General features: G+C 41.8%; 18 protein-coding genes, 1 tRNA gene and 1 pseudogene. 8 read left to right on the top strand and 12 right to left on the bottom strand.

Annotation, left to right across the window (positions count from 1 at the left end; all coding sequences use genetic code 11):
- Positions 1 to 46: 46 nt before the first annotated feature.
- Complete coding sequence (locus tag FD723_RS31055) at positions 47 to 658, bottom strand: DnaJ domain-containing protein (protein ID WP_179068777.1); 612 nt, start codon at positions 656 to 658, stop codon at positions 47 to 49.
- 25 nt (positions 659 to 683) lie between these two features.
- On the opposite strand from FD723_RS31055, the gene FD723_RS31050 reads away from it, so the two are divergent.
- The 7 genes from FD723_RS31050 to dusB all read left to right on the top strand — a co-directional run bounded on the left by FD723_RS31050 (position 684) and on the right by dusB (position 7,887).
- Positions 684 to 1,772 carry a tocopherol cyclase family protein gene (locus FD723_RS31050; protein WP_179068776.1) on the top strand — a complete coding sequence of 363 codons (1,089 nt, stop codon included), beginning with the start codon at positions 684 to 686 and terminating at the stop codon, positions 1,770 to 1,772.
- A gap of 33 nt (positions 1,773 to 1,805) precedes the next feature.
- Positions 1,806 to 1,879, top strand: a tRNA-Arg gene (locus FD723_RS31045).
- 311 nt (positions 1,880 to 2,190) lie between these two features.
- Positions 2,191 to 2,760, top strand: coding sequence for a YdcF family protein (locus FD723_RS31040; RefSeq protein ID WP_179068775.1), 570 nt, complete (start codon positions 2,191 to 2,193; stop codon positions 2,758 to 2,760).
- A gap of 473 nt (positions 2,761 to 3,233) precedes the next feature.
- Entirely contained in the window at positions 3,234 to 4,397 is a 1,164-nt protein-coding gene (locus FD723_RS31035) for a GuaB3 family IMP dehydrogenase-related protein (protein ID WP_179068774.1), read from the top strand.
- A gap of 365 nt (positions 4,398 to 4,762) precedes the next feature.
- Positions 4,763 to 5,086 carry a thioredoxin gene (gene trxA / locus FD723_RS31030; protein WP_179068773.1) on the top strand — a complete coding sequence of 108 codons (324 nt, stop codon included), beginning with the start codon at positions 4,763 to 4,765 and terminating at the stop codon, positions 5,084 to 5,086.
- A gap of 736 nt (positions 5,087 to 5,822) precedes the next feature.
- Positions 5,823 to 6,635: a carbon-nitrogen hydrolase family protein gene (locus tag FD723_RS31025; protein WP_179068772.1), complete on the top strand. Its 813-nt coding sequence runs from the start codon at positions 5,823 to 5,825 to the stop codon at positions 6,633 to 6,635.
- 196 nt (positions 6,636 to 6,831) lie between these two features.
- The gene (dusB, locus tag FD723_RS31020) at positions 6,832 to 7,887 is read left to right on the top strand and encodes a tRNA dihydrouridine synthase DusB (protein WP_179068771.1); all 1,056 of its coding nucleotides are present in this window, start codon (positions 6,832 to 6,834) and stop codon (positions 7,885 to 7,887) included.
- 17 nt (positions 7,888 to 7,904) lie between these two features.
- Here dusB and FD723_RS31015 read toward each other — a convergent pair whose 3' ends face one another.
- From FD723_RS31015 to pbpC, 9 genes and pseudogenes are all read right to left on the bottom strand, one after another.
- On the bottom strand, positions 7,905 to 8,480 hold the full coding sequence (locus FD723_RS31015; RefSeq protein ID WP_179068770.1) for a TMEM175 family protein: 576 nt from the start codon (positions 8,478 to 8,480) through the stop codon (positions 7,905 to 7,907).
- Between the two features lie 109 nt (positions 8,481 to 8,589).
- Positions 8,590 to 8,667 (bottom strand): annotated as a pseudogene (locus FD723_RS43965) (XisI protein); the annotation flags it as partial.
- 204 nt (positions 8,668 to 8,871) lie between these two features.
- Entirely contained in the window at positions 8,872 to 10,284 is a 1,413-nt protein-coding gene (hisS, locus tag FD723_RS31010) for a histidine--tRNA ligase (RefSeq protein ID WP_179068769.1), read from the bottom strand.
- Positions 10,285 to 10,408: 124 nt separating this feature from the next.
- Positions 10,409 to 10,855 carry a DUF3598 family protein gene (locus FD723_RS31005; protein WP_179068768.1) on the bottom strand — a complete coding sequence of 149 codons (447 nt, stop codon included), beginning with the start codon at positions 10,853 to 10,855 and terminating at the stop codon, positions 10,409 to 10,411.
- A 68-nt stretch (positions 10,856 to 10,923) separates the two neighbouring features.
- A complete protein-coding gene (locus FD723_RS31000; protein ID WP_179068767.1) occupies positions 10,924 to 11,175 on the bottom strand; it encodes a hypothetical protein in 252 nt (83 codons plus the stop codon).
- Positions 11,176 to 11,222: 47 nt separating this feature from the next.
- Entirely contained in the window at positions 11,223 to 12,641 is a 1,419-nt protein-coding gene (locus tag FD723_RS30995; protein ID WP_179068766.1) for an aldehyde dehydrogenase family protein, read from the bottom strand.
- A gap of 97 nt (positions 12,642 to 12,738) precedes the next feature.
- On the bottom strand, positions 12,739 to 13,773 hold the full coding sequence (locus FD723_RS30990; protein WP_179068765.1) for a nitrilase-related carbon-nitrogen hydrolase: 1,035 nt from the start codon (positions 13,771 to 13,773) through the stop codon (positions 12,739 to 12,741).
- Positions 13,774 to 13,812: 39 nt separating this feature from the next.
- Positions 13,813 to 14,580: a red chlorophyll catabolite reductase gene (locus FD723_RS30985; protein WP_179068764.1), complete on the bottom strand. Its 768-nt coding sequence runs from the start codon at positions 14,578 to 14,580 to the stop codon at positions 13,813 to 13,815.
- 192 nt (positions 14,581 to 14,772) lie between these two features.
- On the bottom strand, positions 14,773 to 17,067 hold the full coding sequence (gene pbpC, locus FD723_RS30980) for a penicillin-binding protein 1C (protein WP_179068763.1): 2,295 nt from the start codon (positions 17,065 to 17,067) through the stop codon (positions 14,773 to 14,775).
- A 473-nt stretch (positions 17,068 to 17,540) separates the two neighbouring features.
- On the opposite strand from pbpC, the gene FD723_RS30975 reads away from it, so the two are divergent.
- Positions 17,541 to 23,234 carry an alpha-2-macroglobulin gene (locus FD723_RS30975; protein ID WP_179068762.1) on the top strand — a complete coding sequence of 1,898 codons (5,694 nt, stop codon included), beginning with the start codon at positions 17,541 to 17,543 and terminating at the stop codon, positions 23,232 to 23,234.
- Positions 23,235 to 23,353: 119 nt separating this feature from the next.
- Here the strand turns inward: FD723_RS30975 and FD723_RS30970 are convergent, their stop codons facing one another.
- The gene (locus FD723_RS30970; RefSeq protein WP_104909601.1) at positions 23,354 to 23,593 is read right to left on the bottom strand and encodes a hypothetical protein; all 240 of its coding nucleotides are present in this window, start codon (positions 23,591 to 23,593) and stop codon (positions 23,354 to 23,356) included.
- Positions 23,594 to 23,820: 227 nt separating this feature from the next.
- A complete protein-coding gene (locus tag FD723_RS30965; RefSeq protein WP_179068761.1) occupies positions 23,821 to 24,645 on the bottom strand; it encodes a response regulator in 825 nt (274 codons plus the stop codon).
- Positions 24,646 to 24,710: the final 65 nt, after the last annotated feature.

Genomic DNA, 24,710 nt, shown 5'->3' with positions numbered 1-24,710 from the left:
TAGTATTCCCAAGTATAAGTATTAACTAACTCCAGATGTAGTGCTGCTATCTCCAACGCCGATTTAATCGCAGTAAACTTTTTATCCTCTGACAAAATCTTTCTACCAAAGGTCTAGGTTTTGATACATATCTAGGCGATCGCGATACACGCGCAGCACCCGGATTTCTTAACTCTTCTTCTATTTGTGCAGCTTTATTTAAATCTGAAGCAGCTCTATATTCGTATCCCAGTTGAGAACAAACTAGCCCCCGATACTTATATGCTTCAACATAGTAAGGATTGAGACGAATGGCGTGGGTAAAATCTGCGATCGCATCTTCATATCTTCCTCTAGTAGCATTCTCTACCCCTAAAGTATAGAAAGTTTCTGCATCCCAACGATTGACAGATATTTTTGGGGGATTTTTAGGCGAAGATGAAGAGGGATTTTCAGGAAGGGGAGGCTCAGATGGACTTTCAGATTTGAGCTTGTTGTAAGCTGCATTGATTGATTTAATTTTTTCTTCAGCTTCCTGCTTTTGCTTTTGGTCAACAAAGCGATCGGGATGCCAAATTTTCACCAGTTTACGGTAATTTCGCTTCACCTGTGCTTGAGAAGCACCGGGTTCTAGCCCAAGAATTTCATAAGCATCATTGATATCGAAGCGATCGCGCATACTGAAAAAATCGGCAACTATATCTATGTTAACTATTCCCGTAAATTCTCTCCAAACGCCCCATTCTGGTTATCACTGGGATGACACTAGTCGCCGCTTCTTTGAAGGCTGGTATTACCGCGTTACGCTACCGGAAATTGGACAAACATTCGCCTTTATGTACTCCATTGAAGACCCCATCGGCGGTAAACCTCACAGTGGCGGTGCAGCCCAAATTCTCGGCCCGGATGATGAATATTTATGTCGTACTTTCCCTGATGTCAATAAATTTTGGGGTAGTCGAGATGTTCTGGGTTTAGGTCATTGGGGTAAAACAGATTTGCAAGTTTCTCCCCTATACCTGCTACCAGCAGAGTTTGAGCATCATGTTCAAGAAGGCTATCAAGCTACAGCCACCTTGAATCAGGGAATAATTCGCGAACGCGCCACCAATAATTATTGCCGTTGGCAGTATGAAATTCAACCAGTATACGGTTGGGGAAATCAAAATAGCATTCAGCAATCAACCGCAGGCTGGCTGTCATTCTTGCAGATTTTTGAACCAGGATGGCAAATTTTGATGGCTCACGGTCTAGCCAGCGGAAAAATTGACTGGAATGGTAAAATCTACGAATTCACCAACGCCCCAGCCTACGGCGAGAAAAATTGGGGTGGTGCTTTTCCGCAAAAATGGTTTTGGATAAATTGCAATTGCTTTGAAGGCGAACCCGATTTAGCATTAACTGCTGGCGGTGGAAGGCGGGGCGTACTGTGGTGGATGGAATCTGTAGCGATGATTGGCTTACACTATCAAGGCAAGTTTTATGAATTCGTTCCCTGGAATTCCCAAGTAGATTGGGAAATTCAGCCTTGGGGTAGATGGCAAATGAAAGCTAGTAACTCAAGCTACGAAATTGAATTGACAGGAACCACCCATCTACCTGGTAAACCTCTACGTGCGCCCACAGCGGAAGGTTTAAAATACTGTTGCCGAGACACCATGCAAGGAAAACTAAATTTAGAATTACGAGAACTAAATGGGAGAAAATCTAAAATAATTCTTAAAGCAGAAAGTCTTCTGTGTGGTTTAGAAGTAGGCGGCGGCTCTTGGGATAATTGTTGGCAATCTCGCTAAAACTGCTGCTACAATTATATATGCTTCGTAGTTGGGGTTGTAGCTCAGTTGGATAGAGCGGACGCCTCCTAAGCGTCAGGTCGTGCGTTCAAGTCGCACCAGTCCCGTTGTCTTCAGGCAATTTATATATATAGCAGTTGTGAGGTAGCATAAGCAACTGTGCTACCTACCTTGTCCATCATAGAAATGAGAAGCACTATATAAAGTGGTTAACACCCTTTGATGAATCGTCCGAGACAGGTTAGGATAATCCATCAATTAGAGGAAAAACTTCAAGCACGCTTAATCGCGTTGCAATACAAGAATCAACCAAATTTATATTTGGGCATATTCTTTGGAAGTTTGCTACTCTACTATCAATTGTTTTTTTCTTCTAGTCAGAGAAAATTTTGGACTGAGTAAATAAAGTTATTGAGCCTTGAATAAGCTAATCTTTACAGGTAAATCTTTGCGTTTTACGGCTTTTGCCCTACCGCTAATCATCTGGTGGGGATACAAAGAAGTACAAAACCAATTTGTGCAGCCGCAAGCAGTTGTAGTGTTGGGTGGTTCAACGAAACATTTAGAGCGAGAGAAGTTTACAGCAAAATTCGTTCGCGAGCATCCAAATATACCAATTTGGATTACAGGCGGTAGTCCACGTACATTCACCCAACGAGTGTTTACCAAAGCTGGTGTCGATCCTAAACGTTTACACTTGGATTACGAAGCAGTAGATACAGTTACCAATTTTACTACGTTGGTGGATGATTTGCAACGTCGTGGAATCAAGAGCGTTTATTTGATTACTTCAGACTTCCACATGCGCCGGGCCTGTGTCATTGGCGAAATTATTTTGGGTAGTCGGGGTATTTATTTAAAACCGGTGCCAGTTCCTTCAGAAAAACCTCCTGAATCTATCGAAAAATCTGTTCGCGATGGGGCAAGAGCGATACTTTGGTTAGCGACTGGTTACACTGGTGTTGATGCCGCTAAAAACAAACGGTAAATCAAATCAATTTTGGATTTTGGATTTTGGATTTTGGATTTGAAAATCTTCTGAATCTCAAGATTTATCGCTTGAAAACGATGCAAAATATTCCAATTTGGTGGCATTTAGGGAAATTTGGATGATCTTGACCTAAGTAAAGACAAGCAAAGAAAGAGAACATCTAGCATTACTAAATCACTCGTGAAAAATTAGATCCCCAACTTCTTTAAAGAAGTCGGGGATCTGGAAACCACGAATTTTCACAAATTCAGATAGGATTACTATAACGTCAAGATTATTAGCATCAACTCAGTTAAACAAATAAACAACTTTTCCTCATTTGCTTCCTTGGTGTGTATTTTGCATCCACCAAAGTTTTGAGCCGCAGCTTAGACAGTTCGGAAATGTCTAGTGTAGTTCAGGAAAAAAACACTCCAACTCCGCCCACAATTTGATACCCTAGCTTAAACAGATTTGAGAAGATTTAAAGCGTGGAAATTCAACTTGGGCGGGGAAAAACAGCTCGCAGAGCTTACGGAATAGATGAAATTGCTCTAGCCCCTGGTAACAGAACACTAGACCCTAGTTTGGCAGATACTAAGTGGCGTATTGGTAATATTGAGCGAGAAATCCCGATAATTGCCAGTGCAATGGATGGCGTAGTAGATGTTCGTGTAGCTGTACGTTTGTCACAGTTAGGAGCATTAGGTGTCCTCAATTTAGAGGGGATTCAAACTCGCTATGCTGATCCAGAGCCAATATTAGATCGAATTACCTCTGTGGGGAAAGATGAATTTGTTGCCTTGATGCAAGAACTCTATGCCGAACCAATAAAGCCGGAATTAATTGAACAACGTATTCAGGAAATTAAACAACAAGGTGCCATTGCAGCGGTAAGTGCAACTCCAGCCGGTGCAAGTAAATATGGTGAGGCGGTGGCAAAAGCTGGGGCCGATTTATTTTTTGTCCAAGCTACAGTCGTTTCTACTGCACATCTTTCACCAGAGTCTTTAGTACCACTTGATTTAGCAGAATTTTGCCGTTCCATGCCCATCCCCGTGGTGTTGGGGAATTGCGTAACTTACGAAGTTACCTTGAATTTGTTGAAAGCTGGGGCAGCTGGGATACTAGTGGGAATTGGGCCAGGTGCGGCTTGTACTTCTCGTGGGGTGTTAGGTGTGGGTGTGCCACAAGCAACTGCGATCGCTGATTGTGCCGCCGCACGAGATGATTACTACAACGAAACTGGTAACTATATCCCCATTATTGCTGATGGCGGTTTAATCACTGGTGGCGACATTTGCAAATGTATCGCCTGTGGTGCCGATGGTGTGATGATTGGTTCCCCCTTTGCCAGAGCCACAGAAGCCCCAGGGCGGGGGTTTCATTGGGGCATGGCAACTCCCAGCCCCGTCTTACCTCGTGGCACCCGCATTCGCGTTGGCAGCACTGGTAGCCTAGAGCAAATACTCCTTGGCCCAGCAGGACTAGATGATGGCACACACAACCTTGTAGGAGCCTTAAAGACGAGCATGGGCACTTTAGGAGCGAAAAATATTAAAGAAATGCAGCAAGTCGAAGTTGTGATTGCGCCTTCCCTATTAACCGAGGGTAAAGTTTACCAAAAAGCTCAACAATTAGGTATGGGTAAGTAAAGGGATTTAAGGAGATAAGGGAGCCAGGAAGAAGCAAGGGAGCAGAGTTTTCCCCTCTGCCCCCCGCACCCCGCCCCTCTGCCTCTTTTCAATGCCCAATGCCCAATTCTTCAATAAATTTTTCCAGCCCCCAAACAATTGCTGGAAAAATCCGATATGTCACCTACAATGGAGATAGCGGAGACGCATGTTTCCGTTCACTCCTCACACCACACTCCGCCCGGACTACTGTTCGGGCGGTTCCTTATGTTTGTAAATAAATTCTAGAGCTTCTTTGCAAATGTACATCCTCTACCTCCAAGCTGAGGTTTTTGCTATGGTAGAATTTTCACCAAGCTCAGATATTATTGGCGAAGGTTTTAGGCATGTCAGCAGCCGCACAAGTTACCGATTCTAGTTTTAAGCAAGAAGTACTCGAAAGCGATGTACCTGTTTTAGTGGACTTTTGGGCACCCTGGTGCGGACCATGCCGTATGGTAGCTCCTGTTGTCGATGAAATTTCCGAACAGTACAAAGGTCAAATAAAGGTCGTAAAAGTCAACACAGATGAAAATCCTCAAGTTGCTAGTCAGTACGGCATCCGCAGCATTCCCACGTTAATGATTTTTAAGGGTGGACACAAAGTCGATATGGTGGTCGGCGCCGTGCCTAAAACTACATTGGCTTCCACTCTCGAAAAGCATCTTTGAAACTCAATCGGCAATAAAATCCTCTTGAGTTATCCATTTTTTTCTAACTTTAAGTTAATTTTTATAAACAAGTTTGAGAGACACCAATTCCTCGTCTCCCAGACTTGTTTACATTTGTATACAGTTTCAGAAGATTTTTAGGAGTTTTCTACCTCAAAAACAATTCCCTAATTTCTGCACTACCAATTTCTATACGCTAATATCTACCGCAAGGCAAAAGTCAACTTAAGCTGAAACTCCTTTAAAACCTCGTTTCCAGCCGGAGGCTGGAAATGCAACTCAAAAGCGGCTCTGCCTCCAGGACGGCATTCCCAGTCTCCGACTGAGAACGAGGCAAACGAGGCAAACGTAAAAATATCTAAAAGCTGATTCTAGGCTAGCTTTCACGTTAAGTTGATACCAATGGCAAGATGCCCACCCCACAATATTGGATAATTTATCATTCAAAATTAACAATCCCCATAAATAAATCCATAAATAAAAAATTTATACTAATTTGAAAAATGATTGCAACAGATGAATTCACACTAGACAGCTTTTATCAGGGTTTGATCACAACCTAATTGCAATCTTGCTCAGTTTGCTAGAACCTAGAGACAGATTAAAATCAGCAATAAAACAAGTCTGTTAGAGAAAATCAACACTGATGTATTTCTAATTAAGTTCCACAGATGTTGAAGTAGCGATATATTTTGATAATCTATCTTCCATAAATCAACTGTTCGTTGTTGAATCTATGAAGTCTTATTTAGCCGCCGCTATTCAATTGACCAGTGTGCCCGATTTACAGAAAAATTTGGCACAGGCAGAAGAATTAATAGAGCTTGCCGTGCGTCAAGGTGCTGAATTGGTGGGTTTGCCAGAAAACTTTTCCTATATGGGAGAAGAAAAAGATAAACTCGCACAAGGGGATGCGATCGCTCTTGAAAGTGAAAAATTTCTCAAAAAAATGGCCCAACGCTTTCAAATTACGATCTTGGGCGGCAGCTTTCCACTTCCGGTAGATAATACAGGCAAAGTTTATAACACTACTCTACTCATCGATCCCAGCGGTGAAGAACTTGCCCGCTACTACAAGGTACACCTATTTGATGTTGATGTCCCCGACGGCAACACCTATCGCGAATCCAGCACAGTTGTGGCTGGTACGCAACTACCCCCCGTGTATTTCTCAGAAAAACTCGGTAATCTAGGGCTTTCTATTTGTTATGATGTCCGCTTCCCGGAACTGTATCGTCATCTGGCAGATAAGGGAGCCGATGTTATCTTTATTCCCGCCGCCTTTACCGCCTTTACAGGCAAAGACCACTGGCAAGTACTACTACAAGCCAGAGCCATCGAAAATACCGCTTACGTCATTGCTCCTGCCCAAACGGGGAATAACTACGGTCGCCGCCTAACCCACGGCCACGCCGTCATTATTGACCCTTGGGGTGTAATTTTAGCCGATGCTGGAGAAAAACCGGGAATTGCGATCGCAGAAATCAAGCCTACTAGGCTAGAACAAGTCCGCCGTCAAATGCCCTCTTTACAGCATCGGGTGTTCTAGAGACTGGGGAAGAAGCAGGGGAGCAGGGAGCAAGGGAGAAGAGTTTTCCCTTCCGCACCCTGCACCCCGCCCTTCTGCCTCTTTTCAATGCCCAATGCCCTTTACCGGATACGTAACCTAAAATGAGCAGTGATGACAAATACCCCTAAATATTCCTGCTATTTTTCATCCGCATAAGTAAGTTTTAATTTTTTGTATGATTTCGCTCTCTCCCATTCTCCAAGCTAGACTTTCCCAACCCTTAAAGATTGGCTCCTTTGAGGTCAAAAGTCGGGTTCTCCAGTCGCCTCTATCTGGAGTGACAGATATGGTGTTTCGCCGTATCGTGCGTCGCTATGCCCCAGATTCAATGATGTATACCGAAATGGTGAATGCTACGGGGTTGCATTATGTCAAGCAATTACCCAAAATCATGGAGGTAGACCAAAATGAGCGTCCAATTAGTGTTCAACTATTTGATTGTCGTCCAGATTTCTTAGCAGAAGCAGCAATCAAGGCAGTTGCCGAAGGTGCTGATACTGTTGATATTAATATGGGTTGTCCGGTTAATAAAATCACTAAAAATGGTGGTGGTTCTTCGTTGTTGCGGCAACCAGAAGTAGCAGAAGCAATTGTGCGGGAAGTGGTAAAAGCTGTTGATGTCCCCGTGACAGTAAAAACCCGTATTGGCTGGAATGATAACGAAATTACGATTCTCGACTTTGCCAAGCGGATGGAAGATGCCGGGGCAAAAATGATTACAGTACATGGACGCACTCGCGCCCAAGGGTACAACGGTAATGCCCGTTGGGAATGGATTACCCGTGTCAAAGAAGTGCTTTCTATTCCAGTAATTGGGAACGGAGATATTTTTTCTGTTGAAGCGGCGGTGAAATGTTTAGAACAGACTGGCGCTGATGGTGTTATGTGTTCTCGTGGAACTTTGGGTTATCCATTTTTGGTGGGAGAAATCGATCACTTCCTGAAAACTGGGGAGATATTACCGACACCTACCCCGATTCAGCGTTTGGAATGTGCAAGAGATCATTTACAAGCCTTGTGGGAATATAAAGGCGATCGCGGTGTACGTCAAGCTCGTAAGCACATGACTTGGTATGCTAAGGGTTTCGTTGGTGCTGCCGAACTTCGAGGACAGCTAAGTTTAGTTGAAAAAGTAGATCAGGGTTTGGCAATGATTGACCAAACAATTGAAAAATTGGCCAATGGTTATGAACTTGAAGAAGAACCACAAGGTAGTTTGGTAATGCTTTAAAATAACTCGTAATTAGTTTAGGAAGTGAGAGTCTTCTCAATGCGACGATCTGGGATAAGCCAGATGATTGCAACTAAAACGTAAAATGCACAAGCCAACCATGAGTTCACAAAGGCAAGTGGAATTGCCACAGCATAGAAAACTACTGATACTTTCCCTTTGAAGTCTTCACCGATTGCGATCGCTAGAGTTGAATCCCTACCGTGGTGAGAAACGAGGGCACGGCTAAGAATGTAGTAGGCGATCGCAGCCAACAACAATACCGTACCATAAAGGGCAACTGGCACGGCGGCAAAGTGATTCTCGCCCATCCAGCCAGTGACGAAGGGGACTAAGGACAACCAAAACAGCAAATGCAGATTAGCCCAAAGTATACGCCCATTAACCTGTCGGACTGCTTGTAATAGGTGATGGTGATTGTTCCAGTAGATGCCAATATAAATAAAACTCAGCACATAGCTGAGAAATACCGGGATTAGCGGACGCAGCGCAGCTAAATCGAACCCATGCGGCACTTTGATTTCCAGCACCATGATAGTGATGATGATAGCAATCACCCCATCGCTGAATGCTTCTAATCTCCCTTTTCCCATGTACCCATTCCTTTTGTGTTTACTTGAGAGTAAGTTGTGACACTCTGTACTTTATCGTACCAAGTAGTTGCCGTTGATAAAGATTTTCTGCACTATGGGCGCACTTTTTTTAGGCTACTCCATACCCTGTATATGGACGCTTATACGGCGGATGTAAACCTAAAATAATATCTTCTTTTACTTTACCTGACTTAGTTTCTGGAATTGTTTAAATATCAATTACTACGGCTGAAAAATACAGCAGCTATAACAATTAAACCTAAAAGTGCTAAAGGAACCCAGAGATTAGGGAGATCGGACAAACTCATAAAATACTTCCAAATAAGTAAGGTATATGAGGCGAAAGCTATAATGCATCGCAATAGACAGTCGCTACTCGATAAATCAATTTTTAGGTAAGCCTTCTTTTAATTTCCTCAGCCAAGTTTTCTAATAACACTTCTACTTGCTCCCCTGTTTTCAAATCTTTGAGTGATGACTTTTGTGCTGCTGCTTCTTCAGAACCAATAATTACGCAAAATTGAATTCCTTGCTTGTCTGCTAATTGAAATTGTTTACCCAAGGGACGCTTATCAAAGTTAGTGATTACATTAATTCCCGCCTGACGCAGATGTTGAGAAACTTTTAAATAAGTAGGCATTAAATCTTCCTGCATATTCACTACCATCACTTGGGCTGGTGTCGCAGCTAAGGTATTTAGAATACCAGCTTTTAACAAACGACTAATTAAGCGAGTTAAGCCAATAGAAATACCTACACCAGGCATTTTTTCGCCCAAAAATACCCCAACTAATTCTTCATATCTACCACCAGAACAAATACTGCCTAAAGCTTCATGTCCTAATAAGGTTGTTTCGTAAACTGTGCCGGTATAGTAATCAAGACCACGGGCAATGGATAAATCAATACAGAAACGGTTTTCGGCAACTCCGAGATTACGCACTCCTGCAATTACCGTTTCTAATTCGGTGATTCCTAAGCTCAATTGCTCTGTTTCTGGCAGATTTTGGGCAAGATGTTTAAGCTTATCTAATACTTCATCAACAGAACCGTCAATTTTAATAAATTCAATTATTTTTTGCGCCTGTTCTTCTAAAATTCCTTCTTTCTCTAAATCTTGCTTTACTTTATTTTCACCAATTTTTTCTAGAGTATCAACAATAGCAATACACGATTTAATTTGATTTTCGGCAATTCCTACTGATTTAAAGAAACCAGTAAGAACTTTGCGGTTATTGATGCGAATTAGAAAATCACCAATATTAATTGTTTCAAATATCTCGGTGATAATTGCAGGCATCTGAGCATCATAAAGCAAGCTGAGTTCACGACGCGCTACTACATCAATATCGCATTGGCGAAACTGACGAAAACGCCCATCTTTCGCCCGTTCTCCGCGAAAAACTACATCTGTTTGATAACGAGCAAATGGGAAAATTAGCTCATTCAGGTGACGGGCAATGTATGCTGCTAAAGGAACTGTTTGGTCAAACTTTAAAGCTCTGGATTCTGAACCAGTTTCGCTAGATTTATCTCTCCCAGTCTCGCCAGATTTATCTCTCTCAGCTTGTCGATTTGGTGGCAGGATAGGATCAATTCCATAAATGATATTGTCACCTTGATTACCTTTAGCTTGCAGAACTTCTAAACGTTCTACAGCAGGTGTTTCAATGGGTGTAAATCCATAACTTTCAAAAACTCTGCGGATGATATCTAGCAAATGTAATTCTAGACGCTTTTCGCTAGGAAGAAACTCTGGAAATCCACTAGGAGTAGAAAAGTTTATTTTGTCACCTCTGGCCATGCGTGTACCTTACTAAGTTGAGATTGGAAATCAAAGCCTAACGACTAGAAATCGTGGCTACACAAACAAAGTCCGCCTGCGCGGACTGGAGAATAATGAAATTTATTTTTGAGGGGAGAAATTACTATCTTACCCGTTCTTCTTGAATTAGGGTGCGTTGAAAGATTTGATTGTTCTTAAACCAATGCCAAGTACGGGCACGATTGTTATTGTCAGGACTAATGTGAATCATTTCATACAAGCTTATTTCTGCGTTTGTTTTATAACTAAACCGCAAAATAACAATCGAATCATCGGCTTCCCAGGCTTTTCCGTCAATGCGATCGGTGTCAAACCAAAGTTTATTATCTTTATAGATTCCTGGAAATTCATGCTCTTCTTGTTTACCATCAGACCATTTGTAGCGATTAATCTGGTAGTAGGGATGAGGGCCATTTTCTGGAAATTGACAACTTAAGTGAGACTCATACTTATCAAGGATTTTTCCTGCGGTATCAACTACTGTATAAGTTCCTACCCAATCTCCTTCATGACGGGCAAGGACGGGCATTCCTTCTCGAATATTAGACATTACAATTCACCTCTCAATAACGTAGCGTAGGTAGTAATAACCGTTTGAGCAGGTCAGTAGTACTTACTCTACAAAAACTGCTGAATGTTAGCATTAACATTGTAAGTCGATACAATGGCATTGCGAGCCGAAACAATAGCATTGTGAGCCGAAACAATGGCATTGCGAACCGAAACAATGGCATTGTGAGCCGATGCAATTGCATTGTGAGCCGAAACAATAGCATTGCGAACCGATGCAATTGCATTGCGAACCGATGCAATTGCATTGCAAACCGAAACAATGGCATTGCGAGCCGATGCAATTGCATTGTAAGTCAATACATTACACTACTCTTAAAAACTTACCTTTTGTTGATTAAAAGTATTTATACTTCACTATCAAACCACCAGGGGTCATTAGTAGCGTTGGTTTTGATCAAAATAGCTTTTTTTCGCATGAACCGTTTCAGTGCCGCCGCACCCATGCGTGAACCTCCCAAACCGGAGAATTTGAAGGCGTTTTTCTCTCCTTCGTGCATCATAGCGGTGAGTCCAGCATCGTTGATGCTGATAGCACCTGCATCTATCTGTTGAGCAATTTCTAAGGCTTCGACTTCCGAGGCAAATACAGCAGCACTTAATCCATAAATTGAGTCATTGGCTAAAGATACTGCTTCCTCTACTGTAGAAAAAGGCATCACTGGCATAATGGGGCCAAAAGTCTCTTCGGTCATCACTTTCATGGAATGATTAACCTGAGTAAGCACTGTGGGACGACACCACCAACCACCACCTAAGTCTTCTATGACGCCGCCGCAGTGAATAACTGCTCCTTTTTCTACTGCATCTAGGAGATGATCGCTAATAATGGCTGCTTGTTTTTCGGCGATGATGGGGCCAATTTCTCCACTCTCTACTGTGGGATAGGCTAATTGCAGGCGATGGGCTTTGGTTACTAGTTGATGGTAAAACTTTTCAAATATGGAATCTGCAACATAAATTCGCTCAATTGAGAGGCATGACTGTCCAGTGTTGACGACGGAACCCCACAATATAGCTGAGGTTGCTAATTCTAAGTTGGCTGATTCTAAAACGATCGCAGGATCTTTTCCTCCTAATTCCAAAAAGGCTGGAATAAACTGTTTTGCAGCCGCCTGTGCAACTTTTCTCCCTGTGGCTACACTGCCTGTAAAGCATACCAAATCTACATTTTCAATCAAAGTAGATCCGGTTGCACCTGCTCCTTCAACAAAAGTTAAAACGTCGTGCAGTTTGGGAACGGTGTTGAGTGCTGTCATTAGTGGTGCTACAAAGCGGGGAGTAATTTCACTAGGTTTGACAATGACAGCACAACCCGCCAACAATGCCGGAATGGTATCAATGGTAGATAGTAACAGCGGAAAATTCCACGGGCTAATTACCCCAACCAGGGGATAAGGCACGGATGTTTGTTGTAAGGCAATAAACGGAATGGCGGTATTTTTGGCAGATTCTTGCAGCAAATCTGGTGCTAAACGACACCAGCGATCGATGCTAGAGAGGAAAGAATCTATTTCTAATACTGAGGTTGATAATCTTCCGGTATCATTTACCAAAGCTTCTGTGAGGCGATCGCGTCCAGATAATATCGCCTGTTTCCACTGCTGTAAAGCTTCAATTCTTCCCTCTAAACCCAACTGCTGCCAGCGAACTTGTGCCCGACGCGTCCGCTTACATTGTTGCACCACCAGCCTTGGAGGCGGCGGGATAATTACGTAGTCAAATTTGCCAGTTCGGGGATTGCGGACTTCTATTGGTTTTGTCATTGGAGGGAGGAGAGACGCGATTCATCGCGTCTGTACAAGAATTGGGAGTTATTTTTTATATTTCGATGCTTACTTAATGCCCAAATTCAAATTATGCCTAAATTATGCCTAATTGGCTTAAGCGCTCAATGGTAGCTTGCTGTGTTTGCAGGAAGTGTTTGCGGTCTACTTCTGTTTCCAGCATAGTATTAGCTGGGTAAAAGTGTGATTGGTGATAACTTTCGGCGTATAGTTCAAAGCGTTGGCGGGAAAGTAAATTATTTAACCCTGGTCGGCGGCGATCGCGGCGTAATGCTGCTAAATCAATCTCTGCAAATGCTGCCATGCTCTCGCCTGTACCTGTCTCTGCTACTACGATGCCGCGATGATCAATAATTTTAGAGCCACCATCAGCAGAAGCAATGGGGATGGCAATATTAGCGATGCCTGCGGTATTAGCTGAAACTACATAAGCCAGATTTTCGACGGCACGAGTGATTTTTGCTGCGTCTTTAGGGGTGAGGTTTTTGTTGTATACTTCCGAGGTGGAATGGACAAAAATCTCTGCTCCTCGCATCGCCAGACACCGCGCTACTTCTGGATACAAAATTTCTTCTGATGCTAAAGCTGCCAAATTACCGATCTCCGTTTTAGCAACGGGGAAAACTCCTTCCAAACCATAGCAGTCAAGATATTTATCCCAAACATCATGGGGTGTGGGAGCAAATAAGGAATTTAGCCGCCGATACCGCAAGACGATTGAGCCAGAAGGGTCAAGAATAAAGCAGGTTTGAAAGTACAATCCGGGAAAATTGGGGTCAACTTCGTAGGCGTTACCAGCTAAAAAGATTTTATGTTTTTGGGCAATTTTACCCAAGGCTTCATATTCAGCACCAGCCATTTCTATACAGGCTTTTTCTGCCCACCCTGCAAGAGTATCTCCCATCGGGAAACCGGTCAGGAAATATTCTGGCAGTACAATTAAACGACAATCAAAGCCAATGAAAGCGATACTAGCAGCAATTTGTTGAGCTAGACGGTTGATGGAGTTTTGCATGAGCGATCGCGCTTCGTGGCGATCGCTGGTTTGGTTGACTGCATGACAGGTAACTTGCAGTGCTAAAGCGCGGAATGATTCTAGATTAGTGGACATAGGGTATGGGACTAAGGACAAAGGACAAATGACCAATGACTAATGATTAATTCGATCGCCACCCCAGAGCGATCGCACAAGTCTATCTGTTAATTCCGAACCAAATATCTGCGCGGCAAATTTATTACCTGGATCGCGTTCTGCACTGATTCGGCGGAGGGCTAAATCACGAGTGGCTAGAGCCTCCCTTGCATCTTTTGGCACTGGTTCAGCTGCATCTACCCAAGTAAGCCAGCGATCAAGTGTTTCGTGTGCAAGTGTGCGAGTTAGTTCGAGGGTTTCAAAAGTAGGCGCACCTGTGTAGCACAAGCTAACAGGCGATTGAAATAGACGAATATAGGCACTTTTGCTGGTAAATACCTTGAGGCGTGAATCTTCCTGTAACTTTAAGAATGTTGGGTTAACTGGCTCATAATAGCGATCGAGATATGCCAAATCGGTTAAAAGCTCAGTTCGGGGGATGTAATCTATATAAAAGAAAATATTTGGAAGTGTGCCAAACTCAAAGGCCAAATGAGGAACCTGAATATGCGACTTTAACCAAGTGGTGAGCCGCATAGTGCTAAAGTTGGAATTCTCAGGGTTTCCTAGCCACGAATGCACTAGCCAGTCAATTTCTTCGCCGGAAAAAGCAGTCAGTGAACCCTTCATATTGCCATCAAGACTGCTGTATTGCTGTAAATTTTCTACAGAAGGGTCTGGATGTAACTGAAAACGAGCCTGTAGTTTTTGACGGAGTTCTTTTGTAATCTCCCACAACTGCTCAAATACAGCTTTATTGTCTAGATCAGTTGGTTGCTGAGTCATGGTTTGAGTTTGTTAGTCTACCAAGGCTTATATTACATTGCAGACTGCGATCGCTCTCAATATACCAACTCCAATTATTACATTTTGCATTAACATCTTTGACACAATTTTGCAATAGATTTGTCAATCTGATGTGCAATAGTTAGCTGATCAAACTGTTTAACGGAACTAGGCGGGTAACTCCCGCTTTTTTTAATGGGAATTACTAAGAGAAAATCCTCGACGCGTAGGTTTAAGACTAGCTAACTCCACCTGAAAACTCACCTTGTCACTCATTTCACCACTTCTCGCCTCTAAAGTCCATTTTCCAGGACGCAAATACCAAAATAAAGAATTAGCTGATTTGGTATCTAACTTTTCACCATTCAGCCACCACTCCACAGGCGCAGATTTATTTCCTACTAACTTAAATTCAAGTTTCTGCTTCGCTTCTTCACCTGGATACACTAAGAATAAATCCCCATGATGGGGAGATAAAATTCTCAAATTATTAGCAGTAAAAGTTGATTGCTGTTGTTTCGCCAACCATTCATCATACTCCGGCGGCAAATCGAACTGATTTTCACCTTCGTAATTATTTTTATCTTCTGGATAGAAATATTCCTGCACCACTGAGGTACAATCTGGTGTTGGTCGTAACCCTGAAACTGCACAAACAGGTAATTGCACTAAACCTTCTGGAGGCGGAAAACCTTCTGGTTCTTGATGTTCGTGCAGATGTAACATAATCCGATTCCACAAGGGTGCTGCGCCTGTCACACCTGAAACCTGACGCATCGGTTCACCGTTGAAATTTCCTACCCATGTAGCGACGGTGTAATCTGTAGTGAAGCCAACCGTCCAAGTATCGCGAAAATTGGAAGAAGTGCCAGTTTTAACAGCCGAAGGAAAGGGTAAATTTAATACCGAGTTTACACCAAAAGCCGTTGCACGAGCATGGTTGTCACTAAGTATGTTGGTAATCAATTGCCAAATTCTTGTAGAGACGCGATTCATCGCGTCTCTAGGGATTGCGGAATTAGAAAATGTGCTTACTAAAGGAGTCGCATCTCCAAATCGTGCTATGGTCAGGTAGGCGTGGGCTAACTCCCAGAGACTGACTTCACCACTACCAAGAGTCAAACCCAAACCATAATGTTCTGGAGTTTGATTGAGGTGTTCAAATCCCAGTTGATGCAGCCGTTCTAAGAAAGTTTCCACACCTACTTTCTCTAACACCCTCACTGCCGGGACATTTAAAGAATTTGCTAAAGCGATTCGTACCCGCACAGGGCCAAGAAACTTTTCGGTGTAATCGGTTGGGCTATAAAGTTTCGCACCGGGAATAGCGTAATGGGCAGGTACATCTGCCAGAATGGTATTTGGACGAATTAAACCTTTTTCTAAAGCTAATTCATAGACAAAAGGCTTGAGGGTAGAACCTGGTTGACGTAACGCTTGCACTCCATCATTGCGTCCCAGTTTGGCTTCATTAAAGTAATCAGGTGAACCGACATAAGCCAAAACTTCCCCAGTGTGATTATCAATCACCAACGCCGCTGCATCATGGACATTGTTAGCGGCAAGAGAAGAAATTACCTGTTGTAACTGCGCTTCGACAAACTGTTGCAAAGGGCGATTTATAGTTGTGCGAATGGGGGAATTTTGTTCTGTTTGCGTTTTATCAAACTGATTGGCTAACCAAAATAAAAAGTGTGGTGCGGCGATAATTCCCCGCTGGCGAGATTGAAACACAACCTTTTCGGTGTGTGTTCGGGCTGCGTTAGCCTCACTAATATACTTTTCCTGTACCATCCGATTAAGGACATATTTTTGTCGCTGCTTCAACCGTTCCCAATGTTCATAAGGATTAAAGTATGTGGGATTATTGGGAATAGCAGCTAACAAACTAGCTTGAGCAAGATTCAATTCACTCGCTGGGATAGAAAAATAAATCCGTGCGGCTGCTTCCACACCATATATATTCCCTCCCATTGGCAACCGATTGATATATGCAGCCAGAATTTCATCCTTATTCATCCCTGCTGCTAATCGCCAAGACAGCCAAATTTCTTGTATTTTACCAGAGAAACTACGAGGCACTGGATCTAACATCCGCGCCAACTGCATAGTAATAGTGGAAGCACCGGAAACAATTCGTTTTGCGTGGATGGCTTCTTTAGCAGCACGGATAATAGCTTTCATATCCAACGCGCCATGATGGTAAAAGTTGCCATCTTCGGCGGCTAAAATAGCATGGATAAACTGGGGCGAAACTTGATTTAGTGGTACTACTGATGTATGCTCTTGGTCACGAGTGAGTAGTGTTCCTAATGGTAAACCATTGCGATCGCTAAATTGCATTGCCAACTGATTTTGGGCAATATCTGCGGCCCGAACAGGCGCAAAATAGGGCAGTAAACGTATAATCAAGCAGATTAGCAGCACAGCCAGGATAACTTTGCTACTGTGCTTAAGTTTGAGTAGCGATCGTGAAACTAGTTTCATCAGGGAATACCCTGTCTAAGAAAACTTACCTTAACTTTCCCGCAGACTTACTTGTATCTACATCAGTAAATATATCAAATACTTAATAATTTATAATTACTAACTTAACAGATATAAATTAATGTTTGCGAAATTTAAATACTTCTTTATAGTTAAGAATTGTAGTTATTTTTTGGAACAATCACACTGAGTTAGTTATCAATATAAATAAACATAGTTAAATTCAAATTTTGGAACTAACTAGTCATACTGCTATTAGCCTTGACATTGCCCAATACATAAGGTAATGCAAACTTTTATTCGTTATAGTTGATGAATTTTTAATTACTAAAAATATGATTATTAGATTTTTACTCCGTTTTCACTATAAAATTCTCCATTTCTTCTTCGGCTTCCTCGGCGGTTCCTTAAAAAAAATCTCACATCGCAAGAGAACAATACAGTTTATTCTGCTCTTTACATTTACACTAGCAATGACCGGGTGTAACTTCTTTGGTATCAACTCAACCAAAGAACAACTCCCAGTAGTCTCTCCAATCATACCACCAAAATTACCAGACTGGATTGAACAAATTAGTCCCATTGGGGATGCCAAACCTCTTAACCAAATCCGCATCCGTTTTAAAGAAGCTTTAATCCCAGTTGAAAGCCTTGATAGCCCAGAACAGCAACAATTATTACAAAAATTTGCCCTTTGGCCGCCTTTACCCGGTCAATTTCGCTTTTTAACACCGCGTATGGTGGGTTTTCAAGCTGATAAAGCCTTGCCAATAGCGACAAGATTTCAAGTCACCCTCAAAGCGGGTTTAGCAGACTTAAAAAATCATCGCCTAGATAAAGATTTACCTTGGACTTTCAATACCGAATCTATCAACCTGACCAATTTACCCGGTGTCAATCCCATTGAAAAAGCTGATATTGAACCAATTGATTTACAACAGAAGTTACAGTTTACTTCCAATGTCGAATTAGATTTAAATTCTGTACAAGAACATTTACAGTTAATCCCTGAAGAAAAAAACAATGGTATAGGTTTCAAAGTCGAATTAAACAAAGAAGAAAAACCATTAAAAAATGAAGAAGACCCTTTAGAAAAATTTGACCCTTCAGCACGCAATTGGATTTATAACCTCATCCCCCAAGAAAATCTCGAAAAAGCAACCCGTTATCGCCTGGTATTTTCTCCTGGAATACGCCCAGCTTATGGCAATCTACCGACAGAGAAAGAATTTGCTACTAAGTTAGCAACTTATTCGCCTTTGGCGTTTCAGAAAATTAACTTTTACGGACAGCCAGATTCAGGGGGAACTTTTGGAAGATTTCTCAAAGGTAGTCCGCAGCTAGAATTTAATAATGTTTTATTGCCAGATTCAGCTAAAGAAAATATTACAATTAATCCCGCACCAAAAGATATTGCGAGAATTATCCAAATCAATGATGAAGATAAAATTGTCGGCATCAATCCTTATGCGCTAGAACCTGCCAAGACTTATACAATTACTATCGGCGGGAATCTCAAAGATAAATTTGGGCAGACTTTGGGTAAACCTCTAACACTTAAATATGATACTGGAGATTTAGCTGGGGATATCTGGGTGCCATCAGATTTGAATATTTTCCCCACAAGTAAAGATTTACAGCTAAATATTAGTATGGGAAATCTGCCAGAATCTAAATATAAAGCCGCTTATCGAGTAGTTAAGCCGACAGATTTAGTTTATTTTAATAATGGTAGTGATTTATTACCACAACCTTCTGAATGGCAAAGCTTTCAGGTATCAGGTAAAAAAAATCAATCAGTTGATATTGCTGTTCCTCTGCGGGAAAAAATTAATGCAGCTACGGGAATGTTAGCTTATGGAGTCCAAGCCCGCACGAATAAATATCAGGAGAATGGTAAAGAACTGTGGCGAGAACCTACGACTTATGGCTTAGTTGAATTGACAAATTTGGGCGTATTTACGCAGTGGTTTCCTGAGTCAGGGTTAATTCGCGTCAATCATCTTACAGATGGTTCACCAGTTAAAACGGCTGTTGTTGAAATTTATCAATCAAAGTTACAAGCAAAATCTCGCCCCGAAGCAGTACCTTGTGCAACTGGTAAAACTGATGACAATGGAATTTTCAGAATTGTTCGTGAAGGATTACAGCAATGTTATTCTGGGAATGAAAGCTCTAGTAAATCACCACAACTATTAGTAATTGCCCGTGAAAATCAAGATTGGGCATTCGCTAGAACTGAAGAATACAGCGGCGTTTATGGCTATGGTATTGATGCAGGTTGGCAAGATGCTAAACCTGAATCACGTGGGGTAATTTTTTCGGATAGACAATTGTATCAACCAGGTGAAAAAGCTTGGTTGACTGGTTTCGCAGACTTCTTACAAAATGGCACAATTCAGCAAGATAAAAATGCTGCTTACCAATTAACTTTGGTAAATCCTGATGGGCAAAAAACCGGCTTAGGAACACAAACCACAAATGAATTTGGCACATTTTCTCTAGAATTGCCAATCAAAAATACTCAGCGCTTAGGCTACTATACAATCCAGGCGAAGGGCAAGAATGGACAAGAAATTTCTGGAGAGTTTCGGGTAGCTGAGTTTAAGCCACCGAATTTTAAAGTCGAACTTAACTTAGATAAAGAATTTGCTCTTATTGACGAGAAAGTTAATATTAATGCTACAAGCAATTATTTGTTTGGCGCACCTGTAGAAGGTGGAGAAGCAAAATATTTTATCACTCGCCAGCAAGCAAATTTTGTTCCTAAAGGTTGGGAAGAATTTACTTTTGGTAGGCAGTGGTTATGGCCAGAGGAAACTCCTAGTATATCTAGTGATGTCTTGCAAACTAATGCCCAGCTAGATGCTAATGGTAAAAGTAGTCAAACTGTGAATGTGGTTAATGATTTACCATATCCTATGACTTATCAGGTGGATGTGCAAGTTGCAGATGTTTCTAATTTGTCTGTAGCCAATTCCAAAACTTTTACCGCTTTACCAAGTAATCGCCTCATCGGGTTAAAAAGTAATTTCATCGCCGATGCTGGCAAGGCTTTTCCCATTGAAGTGATTGTTACTGACCCGACAGGAAAACCGATAACAGGTCAACGGGTGCGGGTAGAATTACAGCAGATTAAATATAGCAGCGTCACGCAATTAGTTGAAGGTAGCCGAACACCAAAAAATCAAGTCGAATATAAAACAGTGGGACAAGCAGAAATTACATCTGCTAGTAACCCGCAATCAGTAAATTTGACAGCACCGGAATCTGCTTCATATCGGATTAGAGTTAATTTTAGCGATGCCAAAAGCGAGTTAAGTGCGACAGATTTACAAATTTGGGCAACTGGAGGAAATTCTGTATTTTGGGGTTCTAAAGAAAAAGATGTCTTAGAAGTTAAGCTAGATAAAAAAGAGTTCAAACCTGGTGAGACTGCTACTGCACTAATTCAATCTCCCTATCCAGAAGCAGAATTGTACTTTGCTGTAATTAAAGACAAACCCCTTTATCAGCAAATTATCAAAGTTCAGGGAGGCGCACCACAAATTCAGTTTCAAGTCACACCAGAAATGCTACCTAATGCAGCCATTGAAGCTGTCTTAGTAAGACAAGGTAAACCCATAAACCAAGTGGAAGCGGGAAGTTTAGATAACTTGGTGAAGATTGGTTTTACACCTTTTAAAGTTAAGTTAGAGGATAAGTATTTAAAACTGCAAGTTAAGCCAGTACAAGCATCATTAGAACCTGGTGCAGAAGAAACAGTACAACTAGAACTGAAGGACAATCAAGGAAACCCCACCAAAGGACAGTTTACAGTCATGGTGGTAAATGAAGCGGTGTTACAACTTTCTGGTTATCGTCCGCCAGATTTGGTAGATACAGTTTATGCAGAACAGACAATTTCTACCCGCTTTAACGATAATCGCGCAGATGTCATATTGCAAGCACAAGATGTAGCTAAACCCAAAGGTTGGGGTTATGGCGGTGGTTTCTCAACTGGTGCAGCCAATACTCGTACTCGCACCGATTTTCAAGCCTTAGCTTACTACAACGGTTCTGTTCTCACCGATGCAAATGGGAATGCACAGATAACCTTTAAATTACCGGATGACTTAACTACATGGCGAGTGATGGCTGTAGCCACCGATGGAAATCTGCGTTTCGGCAATGGGGATGCGACGTTTATAACCACCAAACCACTGCTAACTAATGCCATCTTGCCACAGTTTGCCCGTCCAGGCGATCGCATCCTTGCTGGTTTATCTGTAACTAATAACACCGGGAATCCAGGAAATCTCTCAATTAATGGCGAACTTAGCGGTACTGTGAAGTTTGCTGACAAAAACCCCACAGCGACTTCTTTACAAACCAAAGCTGAATCCGCAACTCACGCTTATCGCTTTCCAATGGTGGCGGATAGTGTGGGAGTTGGGAAAGTTCGGTTTACTACTCAGCTAAATGGTACAGCCGCAGATGCTTTTGAAGTACCCTTGGAAATTAAGCCAATTGAAATTACAGAACAAGTCGTTGAAACTGGTGTAATCCCCCCAACCCCCCTTACGAAAGGGGGGGATAATGTGAAGATTCCCCTGAATGTTGATAAAAATACCTTCCCTGATGCGGGAGGTTTAGATATTCAGTTGGCGAGTACTTTGATAACGGAGATTAAAGCACCAGCCAAGCAGGTTTTAGAAGATGATGATTTGCCGTTTACTGAACCAGCTGCAAGTCAGTTAATAATTGCTGCCAACCTGCAAACTATTTCCCAAAAATACGGTCAAACTTTTGCAGAATTTAATCCTAGCCAACAGGCAAGTCAAGCAATTGAAAAGTTACAAAAACTCCAAATAGCCGATGGTGGTTTTGCAGCTTTCCCTGGACAAGAAAAATCCGACCCTTGGGTTTCTTCCTATGCAGGTGAATCTTTAGCTAAAGCCAGTCAGGTATTCCCGAATTTAGTCGATTCGGCAATGGTATCTCGCTTGAAAGCTTATCTACAAAAAGTTCTAGCAAACCCCGGAGAATACGACTTTTGTAAACAAATACTCTGTAAAAGACAACTGCAATTTAATGCTTTAATCTCTCTAGCAGAATTGGGAGACAAACGCAATACTTTCCTCGCAGATATTTATGAACAGCGCAACAACTTTGATGTAGTAACTCAAATTAAACTAGCGCGATACTTATCTCAATTCCCCGAATGGCAAGATGAATCTCAACAATTAGTCAACAAGCTGCAACAGAATATTTATGAAACTGGTCGCACAGCAGTTGTAAGTTTACCAGGTAATTGGGGATGGATGAGTTCATCTACCACGACGCAAGCGCAAGCTTTACGATTATTTATTGCCAAACAAAGTAAACCCGAAGTTATAGATAAGTTATTCCAAAGTCTTCTGGCATTGCGACGGGATGGTACATGGCAAACTAACTATAATAATGCCCAAGCTTTAACAGCTTTGGTAGAATATAGCCAACTACAACCCACACCACCGAATTTTTTTGCCACAGTAGAATTAGCTGGTAATAAGTTAGGAGAAAATCGCTTTAATGGGTATCAAAATCCTAGTTTACAACTAAATGTGCCGATGAATAAATTACCTCGTGGGCGTAATGATTTAACGCTGCAAAAATCAGGTAATGGCACTTTGCACTATTTGGTTGCTTATAATTATCGCTTGCAAGGCAATCAACCAGGCAGATTTAATGGTCTACGCATAACACGAGAAATTAGTCAAGTAAATCAAGAGAAAGTTTTGCAAAAAACAGGTCTTTATGCTTTCGATAAACCCTTGACTTTAGCCTCTGGACAGGTGTTTGATATTGGTTTAGAAATTATTGCCGATCATCCTGTGGATCATTTGGTGATCAAAGATCCGCTACCATCAGGTTTTGAGGCGGTGGATGCAAGTTTTCAGACTGCTACTGCTGCATTACAAGCAAAAGCCGATAGCTGGGAACTTGGCTTTAAGAATGTGTACCGCGATCGCATTATCGCCTACACCGACCACCTCGAGCCAGGAGTTTATAGCTTGCACTACCTAGTCCGTTCTGTGACTCCTGGGACATTCTCTTGGCCTGGTGCGGAAGTTCACTTGCAATATGCACCAGAAGAATTTGGGCGAACTGCTGAGTCTAAATTGGTGGTTGAAGATAAGTCGTGACAACTATCGTCGGATTTTTCTATAGATCGGTATTCTTCCAAAGCTACATAAATCAGAATGATTGACCACGTATAGAAACCTAATCTAACCCGAAACTCCGGGTTAGTGATAATTCATACTCAATCTTCATTCCGTAACTGCCATACTGCACCGAAAGCAGCCCCAGCCCCAGCTAACAATCCGGTACTCATCCCTTGGATAGTTTTTTGGAATGGATCTTGGGTTAGGCACTCACTTGTAACCTTACTGTCTTCCAAGCAGAGACTACTTTCTGCCCAACCAGCAGTACCTCCTAAAATAACACCAGTGATACTACAAGAAACAATTAGCAGTAAAAGGCGTTGTGTTTTTCTAGCCATAGATGGATGTTTAACTCAATTTTGTATTTTAGACTTTAAATTGATCCGATATGTGAATACACTTAGTCTAGATAAGAAATTTTAGATTTTTCCATACTTGAGCGACTGCTTAACCAGGGTGCTTCAGCAAAATTCCAAATCTGAAATTTGGTCAAAGGTTGGAAATAGTAGTTCACTCTCAACTACTCTACACATCTGGGCAGCAAATGTCAGCTGGTTGATGCCGCCTAATTGGATAAGTCCGGGTTAGTGAGATAGTAAGCACTAGTACATAAATATTGCTGCTCTTTGAACTCTAGATGACTAAAGCTTATTTTCACAGGTAGATTCCGACCATCTTGAGTTCGGTGAATAGATTCAAAACTAGAAGACTCTTGGTATTTAAGTTTCTGCCATTGTGAGTGCCAAGTTTGGGCGGGGAAATTTGGATCGATATCATGAACAGTCATACTCAGCAATTGTTCGCGAGAATAGCCTAAAATACAACAAGCGGCTTCATTTACATAAACAAACTGGGCATTTGAGTTAACAAAAAAAATTGAATCTTTAAACCTGTCTAAATAAAATTGGCTTAACCGTAGTGCTGATTCTGCTTTTTTGCGATCGCAAATTTCTTGCTGCAAAAGTATATTTTGCTCAATGAGTTGTTTTTGTAGCCTGCGGATAGTCAAGTTATTTTCTACGCGAGCAAAAACCTCTTCTTCACTAAACGGTTTGGTAATGTAATCTACCCCACCGACTGCAAAAGCTTTAACTTTGTCAAATACTTCATCCAAAGCACTGATAAAAATTACTGGAATGTCGCGGGTCCTCTCCGAAGCTTTCAAATGTTGACAGACTTCATAGCCATTCATTTCTGGCATCATGATATCAAGTAAAATTAAATCTGGCGGTGCAGCTTGTGCTGTTTTTAAAGCTGTTGAACCATTAATTACTCTCCGAATTTCATACCCCAACTGGGTTAGCATGGCCGATAGAAGTCGCAGGTTGTCGGGTATATCATCAACAACAAGAATATTTGCTTTTGGTAGCCGAACTTGATGGTTATCCATATTTATTTATAACTAATTTATAAAAGTAAATATTAGAAAATTATGGTTAACACAGCGAAACATTT

Source organism: Nostoc sp. C052 (genome assembly GCF_013393905.1).
Taxonomy (GTDB): domain Bacteria; phylum Cyanobacteriota; class Cyanobacteriia; order Cyanobacteriales; family Nostocaceae; genus Nostoc.
Note: the sequence above shows the minus strand (reverse complement) of the source record. Positions and strands in the feature narration are given on the sequence as shown.